The 18245-nt window shown below is 57.5% G+C and carries 16 protein-coding genes and 1 pseudogene; 13 read left to right on the forward strand and 4 right to left on the reverse strand.

What is annotated here, in order from left to right:
• Positions 1 to 157 (reverse strand): annotated as a pseudogene (locus tag IQ254_RS22130) (photosystem II q(b) protein); the annotation flags it as partial.
• 159 nt (positions 158 to 316) lie between these two features.
• On the reverse strand, positions 317 to 2920 hold the full coding sequence (locus tag IQ254_RS22135) for a lipopolysaccharide assembly protein LapB (protein WP_193968325.1): 2604 nt from the start codon (positions 2918 to 2920) through the stop codon (positions 317 to 319).
• A gap of 198 nt (positions 2921 to 3118) precedes the next feature.
• Here IQ254_RS22135 and IQ254_RS22140 point away from each other — a divergent pair, with 198 nt between their 5' ends.
• Positions 3119 to 4135, forward strand: coding sequence for a ferritin-like domain-containing protein (locus IQ254_RS22140; protein WP_193968326.1), 1017 nt, complete (start codon positions 3119 to 3121; stop codon positions 4133 to 4135).
• A 259-nt stretch (positions 4136 to 4394) separates the two neighbouring features.
• Positions 4395 to 5168 (forward strand): isoprenyl transferase, encoded by a 774-nt coding sequence (locus IQ254_RS22145; RefSeq protein ID WP_193968327.1) that lies wholly within the window; start codon positions 4395 to 4397, stop codon positions 5166 to 5168.
• Positions 5169 to 5248: 80 nt separating this feature from the next.
• On the opposite strand, the gene IQ254_RS22150 is transcribed toward IQ254_RS22145, so the two are convergent.
• Positions 5249 to 6322 (reverse strand): AI-2E family transporter, encoded by a 1074-nt coding sequence (locus tag IQ254_RS22150; protein ID WP_193968328.1) that lies wholly within the window; start codon positions 6320 to 6322, stop codon positions 5249 to 5251.
• 155 nt (positions 6323 to 6477) lie between these two features.
• Here IQ254_RS22150 and IQ254_RS32665 point away from each other — a divergent pair, with 155 nt between their 5' ends.
• Complete coding sequence (locus IQ254_RS32665) at positions 6478 to 6843, forward strand: DnaJ domain-containing protein (RefSeq protein WP_193968329.1); 366 nt, start codon at positions 6478 to 6480, stop codon at positions 6841 to 6843.
• Positions 6844 to 6963: 120 nt separating this feature from the next.
• Here IQ254_RS32665 and IQ254_RS22160 read toward each other — a convergent pair whose 3' ends face one another.
• Entirely contained in the window at positions 6964 to 7335 is a 372-nt protein-coding gene (locus tag IQ254_RS22160; protein WP_193968330.1) for a hypothetical protein, read from the reverse strand.
• A 598-nt stretch (positions 7336 to 7933) separates the two neighbouring features.
• On the opposite strand from IQ254_RS22160, the gene xth reads away from it, so the two are divergent.
• From xth to IQ254_RS22210, 10 genes are all read left to right on the forward strand, one after another.
• On the forward strand, positions 7934 to 8722 hold the full coding sequence (gene xth, locus IQ254_RS22165; RefSeq protein WP_193968331.1) for an exodeoxyribonuclease III: 789 nt from the start codon (positions 7934 to 7936) through the stop codon (positions 8720 to 8722).
• Between the two features lie 231 nt (positions 8723 to 8953).
• Positions 8954 to 12247 (forward strand): DEAD/DEAH box helicase, encoded by a 3294-nt coding sequence (locus tag IQ254_RS22170; RefSeq protein ID WP_193968332.1) that lies wholly within the window; start codon positions 8954 to 8956, stop codon positions 12245 to 12247.
• Positions 12248 to 12512: 265 nt separating this feature from the next.
• Positions 12513 to 13085: a DUF2808 domain-containing protein gene (locus IQ254_RS22175; RefSeq protein WP_193968333.1), complete on the forward strand. Its 573-nt coding sequence runs from the start codon at positions 12513 to 12515 to the stop codon at positions 13083 to 13085.
• 75 nt (positions 13086 to 13160) lie between these two features.
• Positions 13161 to 13298: a 50S ribosomal protein L34 gene (gene rpmH, locus IQ254_RS22180; protein WP_193968334.1), complete on the forward strand. Its 138-nt coding sequence runs from the start codon at positions 13161 to 13163 to the stop codon at positions 13296 to 13298.
• A 125-nt stretch (positions 13299 to 13423) separates the two neighbouring features.
• A complete protein-coding gene (gene rnpA, locus IQ254_RS22185; RefSeq protein ID WP_193968335.1) occupies positions 13424 to 13786 on the forward strand; it encodes a ribonuclease P protein component in 363 nt (120 codons plus the stop codon).
• Complete coding sequence (locus IQ254_RS22190; protein ID WP_193968336.1) at positions 13773 to 14168, forward strand: PH domain-containing protein; 396 nt, start codon at positions 13773 to 13775, stop codon at positions 14166 to 14168. The genes rnpA and IQ254_RS22190 overlap by 14 nt, the downstream gene beginning before the upstream one ends.
• 105 nt (positions 14169 to 14273) lie before the next feature.
• Complete coding sequence (yidC, locus tag IQ254_RS22195) at positions 14274 to 15419, forward strand: membrane protein insertase YidC (protein ID WP_193968337.1); 1146 nt, start codon at positions 14274 to 14276, stop codon at positions 15417 to 15419.
• 3 nt (positions 15420 to 15422) lie between these two features.
• Complete coding sequence (locus tag IQ254_RS22200; protein ID WP_193968338.1) at positions 15423 to 15935, forward strand: R3H domain-containing nucleic acid-binding protein; 513 nt, start codon at positions 15423 to 15425, stop codon at positions 15933 to 15935.
• 54 nt (positions 15936 to 15989) lie between these two features.
• A complete protein-coding gene (locus IQ254_RS22205; protein ID WP_313887530.1) occupies positions 15990 to 16496 on the forward strand; it encodes a YceD family protein in 507 nt (168 codons plus the stop codon).
• Positions 16497 to 16498: 2 nt separating this feature from the next.
• Positions 16499 to 18019: an AAA family ATPase gene (locus IQ254_RS22210; RefSeq protein ID WP_193968340.1), complete on the forward strand. Its 1521-nt coding sequence runs from the start codon at positions 16499 to 16501 to the stop codon at positions 18017 to 18019.
• Positions 18020 to 18245: the final 226 nt, after the last annotated feature.

An 18245-nucleotide genomic window follows, 5' to 3' on the forward strand; every position in this document is an offset into this window, starting at 1 on the left:
TGAAGGCGATCACGAAGCAGGCGGTCGCAGCCAGCAGGGTGGGAATCATCAACACGCCGAACCAGCCCACATACAGGCGGTTCTCGGTGCTGGTGACCCACTGGCAAAACTGCTCCCACAGGGAGGCAGATTGCTGTCTTTGTAGAGTCGTTGTCATGATTTAGATAATTGCGAGTTAGGTTTGCTGGGTGCCTATCCACAAGGGACAAGCGGGTATGTATGTCACTATATTAACGACAATGTTGCAGTTTGTAAACAATCCTGAGATAGATACTTCCAAAATCAGGGCTAAAATCGTTACAAGACTAAGGCCTGGTCAGGCTGGGTGGCGATCTACGTTATGAACTTGTCGCTGGTTCCAGGCTTGTCTAGCCCTGGCGATCTGCTCGGGAGCGGGGATCGCCTGAAACAAGTCCAGGGCTCTGTGCAGGTGAGATTCGGCTTCAGCAGCATAGGTGGCTAGGTCAGACAAAGTTAGCCCGTACTGGAGGTGGGCGGCGGCCAGATCGCAGTGGGCACCGACTTCCTCCAGCAGCGCGATCGCAGTCTGGCAGTCGTCTACCGCCCCTGGCAAATCTCCTCGCTGACGCTTCAAGCGTCCCAAACCCACCAGGGCATTGGCCTTAATTTGTAAATAGTGGCCCGTCTCCGCTGCCTGAATAGCGGTCTGGAACAGCAATTCTGCCGTGTCGAGATGCCCCAGGTGCAGATAGGTGTGACCTAAGAGCTGCACAAAAAACGCGTGACGACCGCTTTGGCCTCGCCCTCGCACTTGCTCAATGACCGAATCAGCCAAGGATTTTGCCGCTTCCCCCTGCTCCTGGTAGGCCAGCACTAACGCTAGACAGGTGGTGGCTTTGTCGGCCCAGGGTTGATGGCGGGTGCCGGTGGCGGTAGCGATCACCTGGTGCAACCAGGTTGCCGCCGTATCCAGATTCCACAGATCTAGATGGTAAAGGCCAAGGCTGAGCTGAGAATCGACCACCAGCATGGTCAGGTAGTACCAGCGATGGGTCGTGGCATCAGGGATTTCGGTCTGGAGGCAGCTTTGGGCGATGGCGATCGCATTTTGTTGGCAGGCGATCGCGTCCTGCAATCGGCCCTGAATCCAGTACAGGTCGCCCAAGATGTTGGATAGCTCGCTGGCATCGGCATTCTGCGCTGGAATGTGGTCGAGGATAGCGGTGATCGCGTCGGTGACTGGCTGCACCAGGCCCATGCGGTAAAGGGTGCTGCCCAGGGGTAAAAATTGCTGCCACTGGTTGTCGCGGCTGTGCAAAATCACCCGCGCTGTCGCGTCGTAGTCTTGAATGGCGACGTAGTGGTAGTAGGCTTCTAGCGCTTGCCGCGCATCTTCGAGAGTGCCAATCTGCCGAATGCTGTCGCTCCAGCACTGGGCCGCCGCCCGGTGGGCCGATTCCCACTCCGTAGCGAATGCCGGGGTGGCACTGAGTTGAGCCAGCGCTCCGGCCCGCACAACGGGGTGCAGCCAGTAGCGCCCCTGACGACACTCTAAGAGCGATCGATTTCTCAAGGAGGTGACGATTGCCGGGTGGCGCTGGGCCGGAATGTCGCCCATGAGGCAATCCACTGCGGCTTGGGAAATCGTTGGCACCTCTTGATAGCGGTAGACCCCGAGTCGGCAGAATAGCTGGTAAGCCTCGGGGTCTAGGGCCTTGAGGCGGTAAATCTGACTTTCGACCAGGTTCTTGAGATCGATAGGCCCGAGCAAATCTTGACTGTGGGCCTGCCAGTAGGTGGCCAAGCTGCCTTCAAAATCGGCCTGCACTGCCCCGGCCAAGATTTCCATCGCCTTGGCATTGCCGCCGTAGGCGCTGTGCATCGCTGGCAAACTGCTGCCGTTATCAGCGATACCCCGATGATTAAAGTAGGTAGCCCAGGCAGCCAGACCCAGGCCAGGCAGTCGGTAATGGGCAATGGGCAGGCCCGGTTCGCAGAGGCGATCGCGGCTGGTCATCAGCGTCAGGGTTTGGCCCCGGCTATCGGCCAAAACCCGCAGCAGCTCCACATAGCGGCGATGGGGCGTGATAAACCGCCCCTGGGCATCGAGGGCTGGCTCTAGGTTGTCGATGAGCACCGCCACCGAGCGCTGCCGCAGCTGCCGCCGCAGGCGATCGAGGGTGACGCCAAACTGTCGCCCCGGTTCTACACCAAAGTCTTGGCGCAGCCATTCTTCTACCACCCATTCCACCGGAGTGATGTCGGCGGGATCCTGGGCCATCAACAGCTCTAGGGTGAGATCGACCGGCGGCTGGGTGAGCGCCTGCTGGGTCAGAAAGTGCTGAGCCAGGGTGGTCTTGCCCAGCCCCCCTTCGCCCTGGATCAAAATGGTGCGATGGCCCTCGGTGATCAGTTGGTTGAGGTGGGCGATCGCGCCCTGGCGACCCACCAGTCCCAATTGGGCTGATTCAGCGGCGATGTGATGCTCTAGCGGGTCAAGTGGCTCTAGAGATGGGGCGGTAGTAGACAAACGACTCAGTGCCACTGGCACCATCTGCTCGCCCAGGGCGCGGGCGACGATTGCAGGGCTCTGCGATGCTGAAGTGGCCTGACTATGGGCGGGGAACAGCAACGTTTTGGCCGGGGGTGAGGTCTCTCCCACGGCAATGGACAGGGTCCCACCCGACACATCAATCCCCATTTTCAGCAGCGATCGCTTCAGGGCCGACTTGAGCGTAGATTTTGTCACCTTCTCGCCGGTTACGCGCGACAGCAATCGCCACATCTGATAGGCCACATCTTTAATATGGCCCTCGGTGTATCCGGCGGCGTTGGCGATATCGAGGTATTTTTGCCCTTGCCACACCTGGCGCAGAATGGTGCGCTGCAAATCGTTTAAATGCCGTCCAGTGACGGTGAAAACAAGCCGATCTGCCAGTTCTATCGCATCTGATGCCATAGCTGTGTGTATCCCCTACGGCCACCACTCTAGCCGAGATTACAGTTTCCTTCACCCCTGGGTCTGCGGATTCCGCCTTTTTCCGACCTCCGGGGTCTTGGCGGTGGGCCTATCGACCGACCCGACCCGACTGACGCTGGGCAGGCCCAAGGCTACGGTGAAGCTACCCAACTATAGCGCTGGCAACAGGTATCAAATATGACTTCAATCACAACCCTGCCAATTTTGTCTCATGGGGAAGAGGATTTGGCTGGTCGCTGGCTGCCTGATTTAGGGCCCATCTATATTAAGCAGCGGGTTGAACGGCTCACTCGTCGATATATAACCGTGGAGCATTTGCGCGATCGCATTGCCGAATTGCCCCAGCAGTTCCACTGTCCCAAACCTCGCCCCTGGAGCTCTCTGCGCTGGAATGCGATCGCCGCTGACCAAATCAGCGGTATTTCGGTCGAGACCTTCTGCGCAATTTTGCAAGGCACCATCAATACTGAAGCCCCAATTCACGGCTACACCCAGGCCAGCCGTCAGTACCTCACCCACTACTATCCGCGGATGGCGAGGTTTGTAGGGGGCACTGTCGATGCTGCCGGACAAACGACCAGCCCGGGGCTCTGGGAACTTGAAGAAAAACGTCACACGCCAGCGTTAATCGCCATTTACAAACAGCTTGCGGGTAAAAAGCCGGTCCTAGTCCCCTACGCTGCCAGGCCCTACACCTCCAGCGGCGCCCCCCGTGCCGACCTCTATCGCCATGGACTGCACCGCATTGCCACCGAGTACGGTGCCACCTGCCTTTACCTATGGATGATGGCCTACACCACTGGCCCATTGCAGGCAGTGCTGGGTGAGCTGCTAATCGATGAAATCAATCACATGACTAAGTTTTGGGGGTTTGGCCGCTGGGCCTATCCCCAGACCAACCTGGGCACCATCGCCAGTACCCTAACCCAGGCAACGGTGAGGAAGTGGCGACAGCCTGGCCTCCAGGGCAGCTTGCTGCACACCCTCCGCCGCATGACCCAGGAGTTGGCCTGGGGCCAGTGGCATGTAAGTCATCAGCTCACCTTTTTATATAGTTTTGACCAGGTGATGCGGGTGTTGTGGCACTGGGATCAATCCCTGACGCCATCCTATTTAGAAGCCTTGTTGGGCGATCGCCCGGGCGGAAATTATAACGCTGACCAATTGGTTCAGGACAGTGCTAACCGCCTATAGCCAAGACTGGACGGCGACGGTGGTATGGCCATTGCCCCCAGGCTACCTAGACAAACCTCCCATAGAGCTATAACAGCAACCGTCTAACCCAAACCCAGCATTGAATCGAGGCATAGACAAGAATCATTCACAAGTTCTATGACCTATCTCAAGATTTGGTGTGGTTTAGGGCTAAACGCCTAGCAGTTTTGATCTAAGCGGTTTCAATACGACGTAATTATCTACGGCGTAATTATTTATTTATAAGGAGAACTCTACAGTGACTCAAGCCTATGATTTGTCCACACTGCCTGCCGATCTACACCCCGAGGCTCTGCCCGCTCACATCGCAGTGATTATGGATGGCAATGGACGCTGGGCCACCGAACGAGGGCTACCCCGCATCGCGGGTCACCGCCAGGGAGCTAAAACCATAAAAAATTTAGTCCGCTGCTGCAAAGACTGGGGCATTCCGGTCCTGACGGTGTATGCCTTTTCTACCGAGAACTGGCGACGCCCCAGGTCAGAAGTCACCTTTTTGATGCGGCTGTTTGACCGCCTGCTGCGCCGTGAACTGACTGAGATGCAGCGCCACGGAGTGCGGCTGCGATTTTTGGGCGACCTATCGCCTCTACCCGAGTCACTGCAAACGCTGATGCAAGACGCAATGGCTGTCACCCGCCATAATCCAGGCGTGCAGTTTAACGTAGCGGTCAACTACGGGGGACGGCAAGAACTGGTGGAGGCCACCCGCTACATTGCCCAGCAGGTGGCCTGCGGTGCCCTAACCCCTGACCAAATCAATGAAGAGGCCCTAACCCACGCCCTATGCACCCATCCCCTGCCCGACCCCGATCTGCTGATTCGCACCAGTGGTGAGCAGCGGCTGAGCAACTTTTTGCCCTGGCAGCTGGCCTATACCGAGTTGTACTTTACCGACCTGCTCTGGCCAGATTTCGATCGCGCCGCCTTTCACCAGGCGTTGCAATGGTATCAAAATCGCCAGCGCCGTTTTGGCGGCCTAGCGCCAGCACCTCTCGCCCAAAGCGTTTAGCCGTTCACCTGGGGTGAGCCAGACTTCGCTTTGGCTTACCCTTAGAAACGGCTCCGACCCTTGCTCTCAGGCGTTTAAGGCTACTCCAACGGAGCTTCTAGGGCCGTTGCTCTGACTTTTTCTAGGCCGGGTTCTCGGGCGACGTCGGCAATCTTTTTGATAAAGCTGGCCGTGGGTACAGCTAACAGCAGCCCTAAGAAACCCGCAAACTTTGCCCCGATCAGCAACGCCAGAATAATCACCGCCGGGTTGAGCCCGGTAATGCCCCCCATCAGGCGAGGGGCCACCAAATTATCGTTGATTTGGCCCAGCACAATGGCCACCCCCAGCACCTTCAGCCCCAGCCACAGGTTTTGAAACACCAGCAGGGTGCTGACCACCAGCACCGCCACCGTACCCCCAAAGGGAATCACGCTAAACAGGCCAATGGTGAGACCAAACAGCAGGCCAAAGGGCACATCGAGCACGATGAAGGCGATCGACTGGGCCACCGCCAAAATCAGGGCCAGGGTCGCCTGACCCGAAAAATAGCCCTGAAAGCTGGGTTGGAGAGAGTCGCGAATGCGGCTTTGCCACTGCTTGGGTAGCCAGCCCAGCAGACCGCGCCAGAGCGGTTCGCCATTGATCACTAACAAAATAGTGAGGATCAAGGTAACCAACAGGTTGACGGTTTTATCAATGGTGCCGAGAGCCAGATTCAGGGCCTGGCTGGTAGCTAATTGCAGACCACTGGAGAGCTGGTTGGCGGCTTCTACCGTCAACTGGTCGAGGTCGAAGGGCAGGTTTTGAAAAAAGGTGCGCTGCTCTAGCAGCAGCAGCTCAGTTTTAGCCTTATCAATCCAACGGGGTAGGCGATCGGCAAAGTCGTTGAGCTGCTGCCACAGCAGCGGCCCCAAAAAGACCACCAGAATGGTGATCACACCGACGGCCAACAGCACCACTAGCGCCACGGCTAAGGCTCGACTCATGCTCTGTTTTTCTAACCAGTCGATGGGGTAGTCGAGTAAGAAGGCAACCAGGGTAGCCGTAATTGCAATGCTGGTGATGGGTTGCAGCAGCCCCCCCAGCCAATACAGCAGCCAGCCATTGAGGCAGATGAGCGGGAAGGCCAGGGCTGCGATCGCCCATCTCGGCAAGTTAGAAAAAGAGAGCATAGCATCCTGTGTTGTCGCGATCGCCTGTTTGCAGGGGTATTATCACCCATTAACTGGCTCGCAAAGGTTCAATTCGATGGCTGCACCGGTCGGTGGTTGTAGAATTTGGGAGAGGGAGCCATGATGGCGCTGCCCCCAAGCCATAGCTCCGTACAATGCCTATCCCCCCAGACTCCACTGATTACTATGCGGTCTTAAAGGTTAGCCGCCAGGCCAGCCTAACGGCGATCAAACAGGCTTATCGTCAACTCGCCCGTCAGCTTCATCCCGATCTCAACCCCGAGGATGAGGCCGCCGCAGAGCGATTTAAAGTCTTGAATGAAGCCTACGAAGTGCTCTCAGACACAACAAAACGCCGCCACTACGACCGCTACGGTGCCCACTGGCAACAGGCCCAGAAAGGCTACGAGGCCACCCGCTACCCCAGCAGTAGGCAGGCTGACGACTTTGAAGAACTGGAGTTTGGCCGCCACGGCAGCTTAGAAGACCTGCTGGGGGATCTGCTGTACCGCGATCGCTAGGGCTTTGTTAGTCGCCTAGCCAGATCTGTATCAGATCTGTATCAGTTCATAGCAAATCTTCGCTATCTTCAAACAGTCAATGGCTGGATCACACAAGCAGAGGGAGCGTCGTTGTTGCCATTAGCGATCGCCTCCTCTTGGCCCTCCATGTTCGGGCGATGGCCCTAATTGAGGCCATCGGTCATGCATCAAGTGTGACGCAAATTGCAGTAAGTCGAGATTTGTTGTGTCTGGGGCAGACTGACTCTCATAGCCATACACAATTTGTAAGGCTTCATTGCGAGTCAGACGCTGGCTATTGCCGATAATGGCCGATTCGATGTACCAAGTCCCATAGTATTCGGCATCGGGCACAACTTTGATACGATACTCTGCCATCCAGTCAGAACAGTTCTCATGGCGATACCAGTTGAGAAACTGACTCAGCATGGCTTCCCAATCAATATAATTGCTGACTAGCTCGCCGTTGTTACCGAAAGACATCTTACGCATCGCGATCGCGTCCTTTGATTGGAGGCAGTTGTTGTGTAGATTGGCGTTGAGCGAAGCGTAACCCAACACCAGAGATAGTTTCTACGTCAGGACAAGGGTTTCAGGAGTTTTGTTAGTCAGCCAGGGGTGTAGCTCATCCTTATGTTAAAAGAACCGGCCAAATTTTCGGCGTACCTACCAAAGTGACCGGTTCAGGTTTTTGGCATACCCCCAGCTTGGTAGGGGCATTGCACTGCAATGCCCCTACGGGATTCCTGGTTTGAATCGGGGTTTTTGATTTGAATCGGGGTTTTTGAATTCAGATTTGGCATTACAGCACCCCTGACAGCCGATCGAAACCGCAAAAAATTTTGACGCGCGCTGCGCGTAAGAATAAAGATCAAGAAGTGTAAAGAGCAAGAGGGCAAAAGAGAAAAGGGCTACTCAAGACCCCACGAGGAAGCGCAGACAACCCGAAAACCGAATGCGGCGGCACACTTCTTTGACCAGGGCTTTTCCTTCCAGGGGTGGTTCTGGCGGCATTGGGGCGATCCTTCAGGGCAGTCAGCCCTTTAAGCTAGAACACTGTGACCTTATCTATTCACCTTACGTACCGCCTATGAAAGTTGCCACCTGGAATGTTAACTCGATTCGATCGCGCCTCGACCATGCGACCCAGTGGCTGCAAAGCAATCCGGTAGACGTGCTGTGCCTGCAAGAAACCAAGGTCGTCAACGACGATTTTCCAGTGGCTCCCTTTGAGGCCCTGGGCTATAACGCCTACATCCATGGGCAGAAGTCGTATAACGGCGTAGCCCTGCTCAGTCGGCAGCCTCTAGAGGCTGTTCAGTGCGGGTTTACGCCGGTACTGGGAGCCGATCGTGTGGGCGACTTAGACGAGCAAAAGCGCGTGATTGCCGGGCTCTACGGTGACATTTATATCGTCAATCTTTACGTGCCCAACGGCAGTTCCATCGGCAGCGACAAGTACGAATATAAGCTGCGGTGGCTGGCTTGCCTAAAAGAGTACCTGGCAGCACTGCTGGTGAAGTATCCCAACTTGAACGTCTGTGGCGATTTCAATATCGCTTTAGAAGATAAAGATATCTACAACCCCGAGGGCAAAGAGACGCACATCATGTCGTCTCCCACGGAGCGAGAAACTTTGAGAACGGTCTTAGCTCTTGGCCTTAGGGATGGCTTTCGCCTCTTTACCGACGAAGGGGGTCACTTTAGCTGGTGGGACTACCGCACCGCCGCCTTTCGGCGCAATATGGGCTGGCGCATCGATCACCATTATTTGTCGGCGGCTCTGGGCGATCGCGCCCTCAGCTGCACCATCGACATCGAACCCCGCCGCTGGGAAAAACCCAGCGATCATACCCCTGTGATCATGGAATACCGATAAGGGTTTAGGGTAAATACACAGTTAGCACCCTTAGCGCCCATTGAAGGGAGTAAGATAAGCACATTAAGCAGGTTTTCTGCACACCAGGAGCAAACCGGGTTCAGGTGCTTCGGGCATGGGGTTACCCGCCTATAGACCCTCCGGATTTGGGCCTGGGTTAAGCGTGCGGTCATACTCAATCTGTCTGTGCCTAGGCATTCCATTCTTTGAGCGAGTCGTAGACACAGGGCAATGGCAATACTACACGTCAACTGGGTTCCCGAAGCGCAGCGGCTCTTTCTCTGGGCCGAGTCTTGGCAACCGCTGCCGGCCGCAGGGCTCAACCCCTGGGAAACCCTGCATTCCTATCCCTATGCGCTGCCCCAGGCCGAGCTGGCAGGGGTGCTAGCGGGGGTGCAAAAGCAACTTATGGGGCGGGCCGATTCATCAACCGCCGGGCCGTTTCCGACGCTGCTGACCGAGACTGCCCCTGGCAAAGGTGCTACTAAGGAGGGCGGAAACCGCCGAGAACGGAGTCCTAAAGCAGCCCAGCGAGGAGTGGCTGGGCCTGCCTGGGGAGAGTTATGGCTCCCCCTGCCGGCCCAAATTACGCCATCGGCCCTGGTGCCGGTGCCGTCAGTCCAGGTCGATGCAGCGCCAAATTCAGAGTCAGACCCTGGGGCTGAAACCGTACTGCATCCCTGGCGAGTGCCGGGTTGGCACCTTGACGCCGCTGATTTCTTGCCGATTCTGCTGGCGTTGCCCCTGGGTCAGCATGCCGTAACGGCCTCAGGGGCGATCGGGGCCGACCTGCGTTACTGGGGGCATGTCACCCGTTGGGGCCTCAACCTGCTGGCTCGGGGCAAATTTTTGCCCGATCTTAAGCTGACCAGCCAAATCCTAGCGGCCACTTGGCAACCCCTGCTCGACAGTGCCCCTGACCAAGAGCGGCTGCGCCACTTTGCCAAAATAATGCCGCTGGTTTGTCGTACCCATCTCCCGGCTCTAACCCAGGGATCGCCTACCCTCGCCTGCGGCTCACCCCTGCTCGATCCGCCGCCCCTACTGCTGTCATTTTTAGCTACCCTCATCGATTACGAGGTGCGTCAGGCTGCCCAAAGTCAGCCCTCCAATGGGTTAGCCAACCTAGGCAAGGAGTTACCCCTCCAGGCCTGGCTGCAAGCCCTCAGCCAACCAAGCGCGATCCTAGAAGCCAGCGCCGCCAGCGCTGCCCGGCTCAAAGAGGCCCTCACTACTTGGACATCCCCCCTTCAGACCCTAGCCGGAGACCCCGCCGCCCAGTTTCGCCTCCGGCTAGTGCTGCAGCCACCGCCCACCCTTGACCAGGCCTGGCAGCTTCGGTATCAGCTGCAGTCTACGGCCAACCCCGACTGGCGATTGGGGGCGGAGCCGATCTGGCAGCAGCCCGTAGCCGAGCTACACCACCAGGGATACACCCTCGAGGCACCCCAAGAGACCCTGTTGGCCGCTCTAGGTCGGGCCGCCCGGTTCTACGACCCCATTCGCGAAAGTCTACATCAGCAGCATCCGACCCACTGCGAGCTCGACCCGATCCAGGCCTATCAGTTCGTCAAGGCGGCTGCCTGGCAGCTCCAAGACAATGGGGTTGAAGTCGAGCTACCGCCAGGATTAGCCCCAGATGCCACCGCCGAGGCCGAACGGCTGGGCCTGAAGGTGCATGCCGAGGTGCCACCCCAGCGGCAGCGCCAGCGTCTAGGGCTCAAGAGCCTGCTCAACTTTCGTTGGGAACTCTCGATCGCAGGCGAGACCCTATCTGCCGAGGAGTTTGAGCAGTTGATCAACCAGGGCTCACCCCTGGTGGAAATCAACAACCGCTGGGTCGAGCTCAAGCCCCAGGATGTGAAGGCGGCGCGGCAGTTTTTGGCCGGGCAAAAGACAGCGACCCCGCTCTCGGTGGAAGATGCCCTGCGCATCAGCACTGGCGATACCCAGCTGATCGACAAGCTGCCGGTGGTGAGCTTTGAGGCCACTGGGGCTCTGCAAACCCTAATCGAAACCCTGACCACCGGCAACCAAACCCTGGGTGAGATGGAGGCCCCCAGCGGGTTCAAGGGGCAGTTGCGGCCCTATCAGGCGCGGGGGGTATCGTGGCTGGCCTTTTTAGAACAGTGGGGATTAGGAGCCTGTTTAGCCGACGACATGGGCCTGGGCAAAACCATTCAGCTGATTGCCTTCTTGCTTTACCTACAAGACAACGGCTGGCTAGACAGTCCGGTGCTGTTGGTCTGCCCCACCTCGGTACTCGGCAACTGGGAGAAAGAGGTCAAGCGGTTTGCCCCCAAGCTCAAGACTCTATTACACCACGGCGATCGCCGGGCCAAGGGCAGCACCTTTGCCAACGCCGCCCAGGGCCAACATCTGGTGATTACCAGCTATGCCCTGGTCTACCGCGATCTCAAGTCGCTGCAAGCCGTCAACTGGCAGTGCCTGGTGCTCGATGAGGCCCAAAACATTAAAAACTCCGATGCCAAGCAGTCCAAGGCGGTGCGCCAGATCGAGGCTCAGTTTCGGGTCGCCCTGACCGGCACCCCGGTTGAAAACCGCCTGGGTGAGCTGTGGTCGATTATGGACTTTCTCAACCCCGGCTACCTGGGCCCCAAAAACTTCTTTCAGCGGCGCTTTGCCACTCCGATCGAGCGCTACGGCGATACCGCTTCTCTGCGAGCGCTGAAGGGGCTGGTGCAGCCCTTTATTCTCAGGCGGCTGAAGACCGATCGCACCATCATTCAAGACCTGCCCGAGAAGCAAGAAATGACGGTGTTCTGCGGTATGTCTGCCGAACAGGCCAACCTCTATCAGCAGACCGTCGATCGGGCCCTCGCTACCCTCGATGACGCCACCGGGGTGCAGCGCAAGGGGCAGATTCTCGCCCTGCTGACCAAGCTCAAGCAGATCTGCAACCACCCGGCCCAGTTTTTGCAGGAACCCAGTCTGGGGCTGAAGGGGCGATCGGGCAAGCTACAGCGCCTCGACGAAATGCTCGAAGAGCTGATTGCCGAGGACGATCGCGCTCTGATCTTCACCCAGTTTGCCGAGTGGGGCAAGCTGCTGCAGCGGCACCTGCAGTCGTTTTTGGGGCAAGAGGCCCTATTCCTCTACGGCAGCACCACTAAAAACCAGCGCGAGGCCATGGTCGATCGCTTTCAGAACGACCCCGCTGCCCCGCGACTGTTCATTCTCTCGCTCAAGGCCGGGGGGGTGGGGCTCAACCTCACCCGTGCCAACCACGTCTTCCACTACGATCGCTGGTGGAACCCGGCAATCGAGAATCAAGCTACCGATCGCGCCTTTCGCATCGGTCAGACCCGCAATGTGCAGGTGCACAAGTTCGTCACCACCGGCACCCTAGAGGAGCGCATTCACGAGATGATCGAGAGCAAGAAAGCCCTCTCTGAACAGGTGGTCAGTGCCGGGGAGGGATGGCTGACCGAGTTCGACACCGACCAACTGCGCAACCTGCTACTGCTCGATCGCAACGCCATCATCGACGATGACGGCGACTAGCCCGACTGGGCAGGAGCAAGTCACCCTGCCAACGACTGAGCCCTGTTGGCCAATGGCAATAGCACAAAAGCAAAGTGGTAGGATTGGGGCGGTATTGGGCATCTGGCCCCAGACTCGGTCGCGATCGCCCAATGCCTACCCAGCCCGGTTAAATCACTGGCACAAGCTAGGCCGCTCTAATCGGGTGCATGGGTCTATGGTAATGGGTGGCCTAGATTGGTTGCCCCAAGCTACCCGGCCAGACAGTTTCCATTGGAGGTATACCATGACATCCCTGAAGCAATCTCTCAAGTACGTCACGTTAGGTCTGGCCACCGTGGCCGCCGTCGTCGGGCTGAGTACCGCGCTGCCCCAGCCCACCCAGGCCCAGAGCGGGCTCACCATCTTTGGTGGCGTAGAGGCTGAGTTTCGGCTGCCCTACTTCATCGATTTCAACTATCCCTTCAGCACCAACGCCCGCTACTACCTAAATATTCTGCGCAATAAGCTGCCGCGCGATGTCATCTCCCTTGAAATTGAGTATCCCGAAACTTTTACCGAAATCGGCGGGCGGTTTGATCCCGATGCGATCGAGCTACGCAGCGGCGATTGGCGCGGCGGTGAAGTCATTCCCACCAAGGCCATCGACTGGATCGAAGAGGAAGGTCGGATCGAAATCATCCCAACAGAGCCCATTCCCGCCAACAGTGAAGTAGTAGTGGTGTTCTCCAATGTACGCAACCCCCGTCGCTACGGCTATCACTATTTCAACCTGCGGATGATGTATCAGGGTGATGTGATCGACCAGTATGCCGGCACCTGGCCGATGGAAGTTGCCTCTGAGACGAACCAGCGCTAATAGGCGTGCGGGCCAGTTGGTGCTACGATATTAGACCGTGACTTTTTAAGTAGAATCAGGCAAAGAGGCTAAGCCATGAGCAAGCGCACCCTAGGGGGCACCAACCGCAAGCAGAAGCGAACTTCCGGGTTCCGCGCTCGTATGCGCTCCTACACCGGCCAAAACGTGATTAAAGCCCGTCGTCGTAAGGGTCGGGCTAAGCTCGCCGTTTAATCGGGCTGCTCACATCAAGCACGAGAAGCACGAGAAGCACGAGAAGATGAATGGCCCTGGGGCTTAGTACTGGCCCTAGGGTCATTGTCGTGGATATTAGGATCGGCGGATATAGGAATTGGGTAGTGCTACCGAAACTCAATCGACTGCGGCGATCGCGGGAATTTTCTCAGGTCTATCGACAGGGCAGAAAGGCGGTTTCTGGCCATCTCATTGTGCGCGTATGGTCAGCACCGCTGGGGTCGCAGGAAGCGCCCCCCCGCATTGGCATTGTGGTGAGCCAAAAGGTACATCGGCGAGCAGTGGTGCGCAATCGCCTGAAACGCCAAGTGCGGGCGGGTATGAGCAAGCTGTTACCCGTGCTCAAACCCAACCTTTGGGTTGTGATCAACCTGCGACCCGAAGCAGTGCAGTGCGAATATGGCGAAATTTTGCGAGAATTAGAGCAGTTGTTCACCAAGCTAGAGGTACTCCATGGGCATTCGTGAGGATGTGTACTACGAGGGTGGCCCCCACATTGGCGATTTAATTCTCAACATTTTGCTGGGCTTTACAATCATCTGCCTTCCTCTCACGGTCGGGGCTATCACCCGCGCCCTATGGTTGCGCTACCGCATTACCAGTCGGCGCATTTCGGTCACTGGCGGCTGGATGGGGCGCGATCGCACCGACCTGATTTACAACGAAGTGAGTAAGATTGTCACAGTGCCTCGGGGCTTGGGCCTCTGGGGCGACATGGTGGTCACCCTCAAAGATGGCAGCCGTCTGGAGTTGCGCGCTATGCCCCGCTTCCGCGAGGTGTATGACTACATCAATGAGCGCATCTCTCCCGCCGCCCAGGCCGTCAGCGGTGCCATTGGCCAAAGCTAACTACGGCAATCCCACCCGTTCCGGGCGGCTTGCCTCCCCGGCAATGGGGTAGATTAGGTAACTGAGCAGTTAAGTCGTATCCCCTATAGCAGGGTTTTAGTGCCCATGGATTTTGGAATTGGATTTCTGACCAACAACATCATGTTGCCGATCCTAGATTTTTTCTACGGGATCGTGCCCAGCTATGGGTTGGCCATTGTGGCTCTTACCCTGGTCATTCGGTTTGCCCTGTATCCCCTCAATGCCGGGTCTATTCGTAACATGCGCCGCATGAAGGTAGCCCAGCCCCTGATGCAAAAGCGCGTCAAAGAAATTCAAGAGCGCTACAAAGACAACCCCACCAAACTACAAGAGGAAATGAGCGGGGTTTATAAAGAGTTTGGCAATCCGCTGGCGGGCTGCTTCCCTGTGTTGTTGCAGATGCCTATTCTCTTTGCCCTGTTTGCCACCCTGCGGGGGTCGCCGTTTGCTGATATCAACTACGACGTCAACGTGCAGGTCTTTCCTCAGGAAAGCATTGCGCAAATTCAGCCCCAGGTGTTTAGCACTTCCCCGAAGGCCATCTACGTGTCTGACGGCTCGCACTTCCCCATCTCAGCAGTGTTGCCCGGCGGCAACAAGTTGGTCGTAGGCGAAAAAACCGATGTGCGGCTGCAAACTGCTGAGGGTGAAACTATTGAATCGTTAGTCGCTGAATATAACGACGATGTCGATAGCTTTCAGCCCCGTTGGGAAATTACTAAAGGTGCCGAGTTCGTTGCTGTCGCTCAAGATGGCACCCTCACGGCTTTAGCCCCCGGCGAGGCAACTGTGCGAGTTCAGGCTCCCGGCTTGGCGGCCAACAAGGGCTTTCTGTTTATTAAGGCCCTCGGCCGCATCGGCGTCACGGGTGACGATGGCGCTATCCACTGGGATATTTTGATCATGATCCTGGGTTTTGGGGCCAGTCTTTATCTCAACCAGGTACTTTCTGGGCAGGGGTCTGCCACGAGCGATAACCCTCAGCAGGCGGCGGTCAATAAGTTTACGCCACTGATCTTTTCAGGTATGTTCTTGTTCTTCCCACTGCCTGCTGGAGTGCTGATGTATATGTTGATCGCCAACATCTTTCAGACCCTGCAAACCTTCATCCTCTCGCGAGAACCCCTGCCTGAGAATCTGCAAAAAATTGTCGATGCCGAGGCCAAGGCCGACGATAACCGCCAGACTCTGCCCTTTGAGCCCGGACGTAGTAAGAAGAAAAAGGCATAGCCCATGGCCATTGATGCTGCTACTGCTGGAGTGAACTGGCTCACGTCCCTGCTGAGTATGCAGGGGCTGCCCTCCACCGTCAGCGCTCACCCGGTTGAAGACGAGTCGGGAGAAAGCTGTTGGCTCACCATTGATGAGGCATCGCTGTCTGCCGAGCAGGTGCAGGCGCTGATTGGCGAGGGTGGAGCAGTATTGGACTCGATTCAGTACCTGGCTAACACGACCCTCAATCTGGGCAAGGGCCAGGATGATCAGCAGGCCTTTACCATTGAGTTGGCGGGCTACCGAGCTAGACGCCTAGAAGAGCTTAAGGCGATGGCGGCCGAGGCGGCTGAGCAGGTGATAGCCAGTGGCGAAGAGTATGAAATGCAGGGGCTCTCGTCCGCCGAACGGCGGCAGATGCATCATTTTTTAGCGGCCCAAGAGAGCCTGGCCACCTTTAGTCGGGGTCGCGAACCCGATCGCCGCCTGGTGGTGTGCCCAGCCAGCCAACAAAGAGACGACGCTGATGGCTAGGTTCACACGATAGAGAAAGAGCGCCAGTCATGGGAGGTATGACCATTGGAACGAGTGTACATACCCAACCTGCTACAGCGGGCTGAGAAAACTTTTACCGTTGACCTCAACGCCCACCTAGCCGACCTCGAAACGCTGACTCCGGTGCGTGGCGAGCTGACGGTGATTCATCAGGGCACCTATCTAGAAGTGCAGGCCAAGGCAGATACCATTGTGACGCTGACCTGCGATCGCTGTCTGCAAGCCTATAACCATCGCATCAGACTGTCGGCCCAAGAACTGATCTGGCTAGAGCCTGACCCCGACCCCGCTACCCTGCCCCTAGAGCGAGAAGTGTCGGCGGATGATCTGTTCGAGACGCTGCCTCCCAACAGCTACTTTTACCCTGAGGCCTGGGTCTATGAGCAAATTTGTCTGGCCCTGCCCCAACCGCAAATCTGCGACGAAGACTGCCCCGGCATCGAGACTCCGCCGCAGGGGGGCACTAGTCTTAACCCTATTGATCACCGCTGGGCAGCCCTGGCCCAGCTGCAGCAGCAATTTCAGGCTCCTGAGGACTAGCCGTGGCCTTTATTGACGAACTAGGGTTACTGATTCGTGCCCGCTACCCAATTGTCTATATCGCCACCGCCGAAGAAGAGCGCGCCGAGGCCGATATTGCCGTCTGCGCTACCGCCCAGGGCCACCGCGCCCTCTACACCTGGGATTTTGTGGACGGCTACCAGGGCAACCTCAACGATGCCGGCTTTGGCAAGCGCAATCCGCTCCAGGCGCTAGAGCTGGTCGAAAAACTGCCCGCCACCGCTCCAGCGGTGTTTGTGCTGCGAGATTTTCATCGGTTTTTAGACGATATCGCGGTTTCCCGTAAGCTGAGAAATCTGGCCCGTCGCCTCAAGAACCAGCCTAAAACCCTGATCATTCTCTCGGCCCAGCTCACGATTCCCGACGAACTCAGCGAGATCGTGACGGTGCTGGAGTTTACCCTGCCCGATGCCAGCGCTATTCGCCAGGAGGTCAAGCAGCTCTTGGCGGCCACTAACACCGACCTGCCGGGGAGGATGGTCGAGGAGCTGGTGCGCACCTGTCAAGGGCTGTCGCTGGAGCGTATTCGGCGGGTGCTGGCAAGGGCGATCGCCGACCATGGTGCCTTTATCCCGGCTGACCTCGACCTGATTCTCGAAGAAAAGCGTCAGAGCATTCGCCAGACCCAAATTCTCGACTACTACCCCGCCACCGAGCAGATTTCGGACATCGGTGGGCTCGACAACCTCAAAGACTGGCTGTTGAAACGGGGCGCGGCCTTTTCGGAAAAAGCGCGCCAGTATGGTCTGCCCCACCCACGGGGGCTGCTGCTGATCGGCATTCAAGGAACAGGTAAGTCGCTCACGGCCAAGGCGATCGCCCACCACTGGCACCTGCCTCTGCTGCGGCTGGATGTAGGACGGTTGTTTGGCGGTCTGGTGGGCGAGTCAGAGGCCCGTACCCGGCAGATGATTCAGCTCGCTGAGGCGCTGGCCCCCTGCGTACTGTGGATCGACGAAATCGATAAAGCCTTTGGCGGGATGGATGGTCGGGGCGATGCGGGTACAGCTAGCCGTGTCTTTGGTACCTTCATCACCTGGATGGCAGAGAAAACCTCGCCGGTATTTGTGGTGGCCACCGCCAACAACATTCAGACCCTACCTCCCGAGATGCTGCGGCGGGGGCGCTTTGACGAGATTTTCTTTGTGGGGCTGCCCAGCCAGGGCGATCGCCAGGCAATTTTTGAAGTGCACCTCTCCCGCCTGCGGCCCCATACCCTCAAGAGCTTCGACACCGCCCGTCTGGCCTACGAAACCCCCGACTTCTCGGGGGCTGAGATCGAGCAGGCGATCGTCGAGGCCATGCACCTCGGTTTTAGCCAAAACCGCGATTTTACCACTGACGACATTCTCACCGCTGCCAGCGAAATGGTGCCCCTGGCGCGCACTGCCCAGGAGCAAATTGAGGCCCTTCAGGCCTGGGCCGCGGCAGGCAAAGCCCGCATGGCCTCGCGCAGTAGCCTCGATCCACGATTTCGTCCGCCTCTACCCGATGCCGATTAATCGCGGGTGCTGTACCATTAGCAAGCTGTAGACCTTCATCTGGCCCGCTACCGTCCATGAAAGGATTTTTCATTGGTCTTTCAAAGCTAATTTTGGGCGTTGCCATTGCCCTGATACTGTTGTCGATGGCGGGGGTGGCTACGGCCCGCTACTTTATGGGTCGCCTATCGGTGCTGCCGCCTAAGCCTCTCTATGGCGAAGAGGTGGCGACGCCCCCAGCCGAACC

Source organism: Nodosilinea sp. LEGE 07088 (genome assembly GCF_015207395.1).
Taxonomy (GTDB): Bacteria; Cyanobacteriota; Cyanobacteriia; order Phormidesmidales; family Phormidesmidaceae; genus Nodosilinea.